Here is a 7,109-nt window from a genome sequence, read left to right on the forward strand (position 1 = left end):
TTCAGTTCCAGCAAGGCCGCACAAGCGCGGCGAGGGTGCGTATAGACTAGCTTTTCAGGAGTTTTCCACAATGCAGATTTATATAGATATAGATAAATCTTGAGAATATAGAAATTTCTGATAGCTTGGCGGGCAGGAGAGTTTACACCGTTTAACAACAGTTAACTCGTTTTAACTTCGCCAATCCTATTCTTACGATTTGGGAAAAGTTAAGATTTGCGGTGTGGTCAATCAATAGTAGCGTGTCTGCAAATCATACTAGGAGGGGAACGATGAAGGACGGCTTAAAGGCTGCGTGTCTCAAAGAAATGTTTTACGATGATTGCGACTACGATTGGGAAGGTGATTCATACGCCATCACATTAACTGGGGATAGTGACGAAAACGTGTTCTTGCGCATTACGAGACATGGTTACGACCAGCCATCAGTCAATCAAACTCTTAACATAGACAATCCCAACGAGCTGCTCTCTGCGCTGAACACTGCTGCGAAAATTTTGAATCTTGATTATAACCTAGCTGAGAAATTCATAGGCCATCACTGTCCGCACCATGTTATGGAACGTTTCTCAAAGCCCTAAAAACAACAGCCCCCGTCCGTTCACCGGATAGGGGCTTTGTCGTAAGCAAAGTAAGCGCACCAACCTTAGACGTGACTGCAAGGTCCGCCTATCTGCCGTGCAATCCAGTGCTGTTTTTCAGCGAACTACGGAAACAAAAAAGAACAAAAAACATTTCATCACCGTTTAAATACTACCCCCGTACTAGCATTCAGAATATAGTCAACAGTACCGCTTCCCCCTCTATATTCAATACAACGAACTTCATATAAATTCCGTTGTGCTAGCGGTTGGACATAAATGACACGCGAGCACAAAAAACCATTTGCATTTATTATAAACGCAATTTGCTTTTCAAGGTCATCAGATTCTCCTTGTGCAACAAGCTGACGGCTATCAGGAACACTTTGCTTTGATTCAGAAAAATTTTCTACGCTTTTAAATACTGAATCTTTTGAATTCCCCGCCCACACATTAACACTTAACAACATAAAGATAGATACAAAAAAAACATAAAATAATTTCAACTGCCTACTCCTTTCACACCAAAAATATAAAAAACACCATACCGTAGCCATGGTGCAACAGCCCAACATACAGGCTCTTTTCGATAGCCACTAACGTAGCGCCCCTTGTTTCCCCCTCCGTTATCAGCAAAGCTCTAAATCATGCAACCACCCTCCACACAAAAACAAACCCCCCATTCGTTACCGGATGGGGGCTTCATCATAAGCAAAACAAGCGCACACTAAAACTAGGCGTGGTTACAAGGGCCGTCTATCTGCCGTGCAATCCAAACCTTGATAATTGCCTGACGGGTGATACCAAGACGAGCGGCCTCCTGATCTAAGGCATCAACCATCCATGCAGGAAAGTCCACATTAACGCGGCGTACATCCTTATTAGGGCGGCTTGCCTTTGCAATATCAAGATGCTGGCTAATGTCTTTGCCGTCATCAAAAGCTTTATCAAAATCAGAGGCTCTCATACAATGCCACCTCCTCTTTACGAGAACGGCGCACAGAAATAATCCGTGTAGCCCTACCTCGTTTAGTTATTACTGCCGACCAATGCTTTCCACCTATCATGCCGATAATAAGACAGCGCAGCTCATCCGTGGTCTTCGCTGGAATCTCCAAGAGTTCAGGGTCATCCCACAGAGCCTTGGCTGCCTCAAAATCAATGCCGTGCTTTACCGCATTTGATTGGCTTTTGTTTTTATCGTACTCAAAAAGCATATAAAAAATGTATATAAATTATACCAAAAGTCAACACGTCTACCAAAACAAAAGCCCTCACTCGTTACCAGGTGAGGGCTCATTTTAATAAGGCATATCAAACAGTTTTAAAATCAGCGCAAATGCCAAATCAAAATTACTTCAACTTTCCAAAAAAATAACAGAGCAAAAATAAAAATAAATAGCAAAAAAATATAAAAAGTGAATGGAATCTTATCCCTCAACAAGTTGAATTTTTTTTGCTCATCGATCCATTCTATCTGATGTTGCCAAAAAAATTTATAATGAGCATACCAATCACTAAAGCACACTTGCTTAGCAATACAGCAACCCAAATATTCTTTTCGAATACGTCTAAGCTCATCATACTGCGCTTCGACATCACTTGATGTACCGCTCTTAACCAAGGCATATAAGTCTCTAAGTTCATAGAACATACACGTCAACGCCTCTCCTTTCTCTCGATACGCCTCTTTTTCTTGCTGGTACATCGCAATGTAAATACTCACAAGCCCCAAAACTAGAAAAGAAGCGGAAAGAACTTTCGTTGACAATACATCAAATACAAGAGCAAAAATCCCAAAGGCCATTGAAAAAAAGCCGATAATTCCGGGAACTTTTTCAACGATATCATACGTGGCAAAATGTTTTTTGGCTCCAAAACCAACATTATACCCAAGCTCTGCAATAGATTTCAGTAGTTCGTCTCTATTCATCATTCTCTGCATTTCTTTCTATAGGAACATCAATTCTTCCTCTAGCAACAACCACTCCGCCTTTAACAGCATAACATTCAACGAGATGTTCCCCCTTAAAAGTCGTTTTTTCTTGCTTAGTTCTCCAACCTTTATCTGAAACAATTTGCCCTCTAATACAGTTTCGCCTTTCGGCCTCAGCTCCACGATTAAGAACTTTCCATAGAATCATATCAGGATCTGGCAAGTCTAAAGTGTCTATAGTAAAATCTAATGTTTTTCTAGGCGGCAAGTGGAATCCCCGCCTAAGAAGGTTGGTCAAATAATCAACACGAAAACCATTTTGGGTAACTTTACACTCTAGCTCTAAAGAATAGCGGATATCTACAGGATACTTATCTTCAATAAACTCTTCGGTATATTCATAGCGCAATGCTTCATCTGCTACTCTCACGTTTGCAACATAGGCAGGGAAAAAGCGTCCATACACTTTTTTCCATTCACTATGCGCTGTCGCTGTTTCACCAGCCTTAATCGCTCTTAGACAAGCGTTATATGCTTGGTTAGCTTTTGTTTGAAATTTCTTTTTGACTTTAACTTGTTGATTGCTGCCTAATGCAAAATAAAAATTTTGATCAGGTTGATCTTTCAAATACTCAAAAAAATCACGACTCAGCCGCCCATAGCTTGAGTAGCTTGCCGCGTCATAATCATCTGTATTCATTAGAAACTTATAGACCAAGGTGTCAATCAGAAGTCCCCCCATTACGACACCATTTCTATTCTTCCATGCCCGAACCATTCTAGATAGCATTCTAAAATTATTATTTTTTTCACTATCAATCTTGCGTACTGCCTCAATTTCTTTACGAGGTTTTGTAATTTTCCATGAGCCTCCACCATATGTATCAGGGTATTTAAAGCTACCATCTTCCTGTTCAAAAACAGGCTGAACCTCTACTGTGAAAGTATCGTAAAGAACTTGCACAACAAGGCGATCAACCTTAACCGTGGTCTTAGGGTACCTAGATACTATTGCCTCTTTTGTATCACGAAGAAGTTTCGATTGATCATCTTTATAGGTATTCCACGTCACACTTGGCATTATATAAAGCATGTCCAAGTCAGAAATGCCCTTAATACCAGTTTTTCTACCGTACGACCCTACTTGAAGTGTATTTGCTATTTTTGATGTTGTATCTCGAAACTTCTTATTCAAAGAGTATGTAATTTCACCATATTTACTGCTTATTGAGCTAACATCACCACTTGGTATTCTTATATTGTCACAAAAACTACGAAACATTTCTGCTATAGTCACTAGCAACCTCTACCTATTTCACGATACATTTCTAACAAAACTACACCCACACCATATGTACAGTTACTACAGCCAAATAAACATATGCAAAAGACAATCTATACACCATAATTACAGCCAAGGCGCAGCAGCCCGACAAACAGACCATTTTTCCATACCTTCCAGTACATCTGCCTCGCATTGCTTGCAGGGTTTTACCACTGGTGGCGGCACATCCCTACTGCATTGTGCGTATACACTGGCCTCCCACGGTATGACCGTCAAACAATGGTGACAAAAGGTTTGGACAGCACCACAGGCCTTGCCGAGGCGCGCAGACACAGAAGTCTTTATTTCATTCCCGATAGCAGGCGTTTTAAAATAGCGCAACCACCCACCAACCAAAACAAAAGCCCCCGTCCGTCCACTGGAAAGCAAACGCAAGTAAACATTTTTACAACGAGGATCAGATAAAAAATGTTGAAGGCTCTATGCGAATATGAGAATGTCGAGGCGGAGCGTTCGTCTAATATGGCTAAGACATGCACTTTAATTAGTGTTGATCCCGGTTCGATTCCGGGGCGCTAAAGGGCACATTGAAACCAATGTGATCTTTATCACCCCAGCATCACTATACATTATGACAAACGACGAAAAACTAAAAATCTTCCAAGCTCAAACAGAAAATGTCAAAGCGTTGGAGACAAGCTTCAAGCTAGTTAGCCAAGCAATCAACAATCATTTACGAAAAAATGATTTAGCTACTGCACAAAAATTTACTTTCATTGCTGCTCTTACTTTTTCTGCATACGCAGAAGCAATGTTTTCAAAATTGATCCATACTCCACACGCTTTCAACCTCGAAGAAATTAAAAGTATTAAAAATAAAACAACAACTGCTGATAAATGGAAGCAAGCTGTAAGAATTGGAATAACTAAAATATCAACTTCATGTAAGCATAACCATAAGACAAATCTCAATCAAAAAATTGATGTGATGATTGACACACATATTGCTGAGCCTGCAATAATAAGAAATAAAATTGCTCATGGACAATGGGCAGTAGCATTAAACTCAAAGAATACTAACATACATGCAGGCACAACAAACAGAATTTCAAATTTAGACATTATTAAAGTTACACTTTGGAAAAAATCATTCTCCTTTTTTTACAAAATAGTTAACGACATCATACAGTCACCAAACAAAGCTCATTTTAACGACTACTATAACCACCTCACAGAACTTGAAGAATACATACAAAAGACAATGCACTATAATTTGGATGACAAGATTACCAAACTGCAAGCCAAACTGCCCGAAAGCAAACTTGAAGCATAATGGTTTAACCTTTTAGAGCTAAAAAACAAAAGCCCCGTCCATCCACCGGATGGGACTTTTTCCCTTCGCCATGTTTTCAGCATCGCCTACCCTGCCTTGCCCTGCTGCCCGCCAGCGCTCAACCGCTCCAGCGCCTGCATAATCGCAGAGTTATGTATTTCCGTTGTGGTAAATTTGTATCCGCAGCGCTTACAGCGCCGTGTGCGGTCTATGCGGTCATGCAGGGCGGTCGTCACCACTACCGCTGTTTCCCCACCACATCCTAAACGCGGGCATTCCATGGCTAGTCCTCCCCCGCCGTCAGCCCCATTTCGCGGGCAATGCGCTCGTATTCTGTGCGGGGTATGCGGTACTGCCCGCCCACCTTGGCGGCTTGTATACGGCCTGCCTTGATTCCCCGGCGCACGGTTTCGGCGCTCTTCCAGCTCAGCCGCCGCCGTACTTCCTGCACGGTGTAAAAATCGCACTTGGCTTCACTCATGCCGCAAACCCCATTTTTAAAAGAACATCATACACTTCTGCGCGGGCAATCACGTCTTCCATGTAGTGCAGTGTCGAATCCATGCGCGAGTGTCCCAGCGCAAGCTGCGAAGCCCGCAAAGGGTCTTCCATTGGCCTGCCCTGCGCCCGCAGCTGCTTGTAGGTATTGTACAGGTGCTGGGCAAAATACTTGCGGCAGCTATGCGTACCGATAGCCCCCAGCACTCCGGCCCGTTTTGCGGCGGTTTCCACTATATACCAAAGGTGTTGGGGTGTTATGTGCGTGTTGCTGTGTATTCCTTTCTGCGACTGCAGCAGGTACGCTTCCGGCTCAAAATATCCCAAGGAGAAAAGCTCCCGCTGCCATGCTTCCAGTGCCCGCCGCAAATTAGGATGCATGGGCAGGTTGCGCCCCCTGCGCTGGCCTTTGGTGTTGCGCCGCTCAAAGGTCACACTATCCAGCATTTGCCCACGGCGCGAAACATCCCGCAATTGCAGCTTGCAAACTTCACTGGCTCTGCCGCCGGTGTGAATCATCAATTCAAACGCGGCAAGGTTGCGTGCCGCAAACCGCCCTGCAGGAACGGCCCGCCGCATTCTGCGGACTTCATCGTCGGTAAAGGCTCTGCGTCCGCTCATGCCTGGCCTCCATGTTCCGGCAAACACCGCCCATGTTGGCGGGTATTCCGAAAACAGGCAGCTTGTAAAACAAAGCCGCACACACAGCCAAAAAACACAATCCGGATTTCTGCCAGCATTATGCAGCCATCCCCACACCTGCACGGCCGATAATAGGCGAATACACGCCAAGCCCTGCCCGCCACATTCTTGCAGCTACCTCCGTCACAGCCAAAAAACGTGCATGACGCACTGCATCACTAGCGTGTGAATACGGCGTAGCCAGATACACCAACCGTATTTCAGTGGTGGCCTGCTCACTCATCCCTGCAGCCCCTCTCTGTATTTCGTTATTGTCTGGTCTAGTTCCTGCACAGCTTCGGCGTGCAACGCCTCTACAGTGCGCGGGTCTTCGCCGTTCATCATGGCCTTGTGCAGCGCTACCAGTGCTGGCAAATCATCAAGGCACTCTTCTGCCAATGTGGGCTTGTCCGGCTCTGCAACAGCATTGGGTATGCAATGCATCCCAAGCGGTTCCGCCATACTGTCCACCATTGCCCGTGCCAGTTCTTTGCCCTGCCCACCCTGATCAGAAACATCAGCAATCAACATTCGCATCCGCTCCAACGGAGTTCTTGCGCTGTCTTCTGTGTAACGAGGGTTGCGGCAAAACTGATAAATCCGACTGTGGCCGACTTTAAAAATCAGTTCCAAGCCGGTTATGCCGATTAGCTTCTTCGCCGTGTTCATCAATTCCCACGGCTCAAGCGCATGGAATTTCGTACTCATTTTACTCTCGCTCGTGGCGCACTGGTGGCGCATACTAACTACAGGTCAAAATCAGGCCGCTTTGTCGGAATCCGCCGCAAACAAGTC

Annotated in this window: 11 protein-coding genes; 2 read left to right on the top strand and 9 right to left on the bottom strand. The window is 44.4% G+C overall.

The genetic code is table 11. The annotated features are described in order from the left end of the window. The first annotated feature begins 272 nt into the window (after positions 1 to 272). Positions 273 to 581 (top strand): hypothetical protein, encoded by a 309-nt coding sequence (locus H586_RS0111760; protein WP_027182137.1) that lies wholly within the window; start codon positions 273 to 275, stop codon positions 579 to 581. A 158-nt stretch (positions 582 to 739) separates the two neighbouring features. Here the strand turns inward: H586_RS0111760 and H586_RS20695 are convergent, their stop codons facing one another. From H586_RS20695 to H586_RS20505, 5 genes are all read right to left on the bottom strand, one after another. Then, positions 740 to 1,087: a hypothetical protein gene (locus H586_RS20695; protein WP_155891393.1), complete on the bottom strand. Its 348-nt coding sequence runs from the start codon at positions 1,085 to 1,087 to the stop codon at positions 740 to 742. Positions 1,088 to 1,314: 227 nt separating this feature from the next. Then, entirely contained in the window at positions 1,315 to 1,548 is a 234-nt protein-coding gene (gene brnA, locus H586_RS0111765) for a type II toxin-antitoxin system BrnA family antitoxin (RefSeq protein ID WP_027182138.1), read from the bottom strand. Further along, positions 1,535 to 1,798 carry a BrnT family toxin gene (locus H586_RS20500; RefSeq protein WP_081701841.1) on the bottom strand — a complete coding sequence of 88 codons (264 nt, stop codon included), beginning with the start codon at positions 1,796 to 1,798 and terminating at the stop codon, positions 1,535 to 1,537. The genes brnA and H586_RS20500 overlap by 14 nt, the downstream gene beginning before the upstream one ends. A gap of 113 nt (positions 1,799 to 1,911) precedes the next feature. After that, positions 1,912 to 2,517 carry an SLATT domain-containing protein gene (locus H586_RS0111770; RefSeq protein ID WP_211232567.1) on the bottom strand — a complete coding sequence of 202 codons (606 nt, stop codon included), beginning with the start codon at positions 2,515 to 2,517 and terminating at the stop codon, positions 1,912 to 1,914. After that, a complete protein-coding gene (locus H586_RS20505) occupies positions 2,507 to 3,814 on the bottom strand; it encodes an SMODS domain-containing nucleotidyltransferase (RefSeq protein WP_081701842.1) in 1,308 nt (435 codons plus the stop codon). Before H586_RS20505 ends, H586_RS0111770 begins: the two co-directional genes overlap by 11 nt. A gap of 619 nt (positions 3,815 to 4,433) precedes the next feature. On the opposite strand from H586_RS20505, the gene H586_RS0111785 reads away from it, so the two are divergent. After that, the gene (locus tag H586_RS0111785; protein ID WP_027182140.1) at positions 4,434 to 5,135 is read left to right on the top strand and encodes a hypothetical protein; all 702 of its coding nucleotides are present in this window, start codon (positions 4,434 to 4,436) and stop codon (positions 5,133 to 5,135) included. A 283-nt stretch (positions 5,136 to 5,418) separates the two neighbouring features. On the opposite strand, the gene H586_RS19120 is transcribed toward H586_RS0111785, so the two are convergent. The 4 genes from H586_RS19120 to H586_RS19125 all read right to left on the bottom strand — a co-directional run bounded on the left by H586_RS19120 (position 5,419) and on the right by H586_RS19125 (position 7,022). Next, on the bottom strand, positions 5,419 to 5,616 hold the full coding sequence (locus tag H586_RS19120; protein ID WP_027182134.1) for a helix-turn-helix domain-containing protein: 198 nt from the start codon (positions 5,614 to 5,616) through the stop codon (positions 5,419 to 5,421). Next, positions 5,613 to 6,254: a tyrosine-type recombinase/integrase gene (locus H586_RS0111795; protein WP_027182141.1), complete on the bottom strand. Its 642-nt coding sequence runs from the start codon at positions 6,252 to 6,254 to the stop codon at positions 5,613 to 5,615. Before H586_RS0111795 ends, H586_RS19120 begins: the two co-directional genes overlap by 4 nt. A 118-nt stretch (positions 6,255 to 6,372) precedes the next feature. Continuing rightward, positions 6,373 to 6,558, bottom strand: a complete 186-nt coding sequence (locus H586_RS21220) for a DUF1937 family protein (RefSeq protein WP_081701843.1) — start codon at positions 6,556 to 6,558, stop codon at positions 6,373 to 6,375. Further along, complete coding sequence (locus H586_RS19125) at positions 6,555 to 7,022, bottom strand: hypothetical protein (RefSeq protein WP_155891394.1); 468 nt, start codon at positions 7,020 to 7,022, stop codon at positions 6,555 to 6,557. The genes H586_RS21220 and H586_RS19125 overlap by 4 nt, the downstream gene beginning before the upstream one ends. Positions 7,023 to 7,109 lie beyond the last annotated feature (87 nt).

Origin of the sequence: Oleidesulfovibrio alaskensis DSM 16109 (assembly GCF_000482745.1) — a bacterium.
Taxonomy (GTDB): Bacteria; Desulfobacterota; Desulfovibrionia; order Desulfovibrionales; family Desulfovibrionaceae; genus Oleidesulfovibrio; species Oleidesulfovibrio alaskensis.

Excerpts from the sequence above, each read along its gene's own strand:
- H586_RS0111760 (WP_027182137.1), top strand. The coding sequence starts at position 273 with ATGAAGGACGGCTTAAAGGCTGCGTGTCTCAAAGAAATGTTTTACGAT.
- brnA (WP_027182138.1), bottom strand. The coding sequence starts at position 1,548 with ATGAGAGCCTCTGATTTTGATAAAGCTTTTGATGACGGCAAAGACATT.
- H586_RS20500 (WP_081701841.1), bottom strand. The coding sequence starts at position 1,798 with ATGCTTTTTGAGTACGATAAAAACAAAAGCCAATCAAATGCGGTAAAG.
- H586_RS0111770 (WP_211232567.1), bottom strand. The coding sequence starts at position 2,517 with ATGATGAATAGAGACGAACTACTGAAATCTATTGCAGAGCTTGGGTAT.
- H586_RS0111785 (WP_027182140.1), top strand. The coding sequence starts at position 4,434 with ATGACAAACGACGAAAAACTAAAAATCTTCCAAGCTCAAACAGAAAAT.
- H586_RS19120 (WP_027182134.1), bottom strand. The coding sequence starts at position 5,616 with ATGAGTGAAGCCAAGTGCGATTTTTACACCGTGCAGGAAGTACGGCGG.
- H586_RS0111795 (WP_027182141.1), bottom strand. The coding sequence starts at position 6,254 with ATGAGCGGACGCAGAGCCTTTACCGACGATGAAGTCCGCAGAATGCGG.
- H586_RS21220 (WP_081701843.1), bottom strand. The coding sequence starts at position 6,558 with ATGAGTGAGCAGGCCACCACTGAAATACGGTTGGTGTATCTGGCTACG.
- H586_RS19125 (WP_155891394.1), bottom strand. The coding sequence starts at position 7,022 with ATGAGTACGAAATTCCATGCGCTTGAGCCGTGGGAATTGATGAACACG.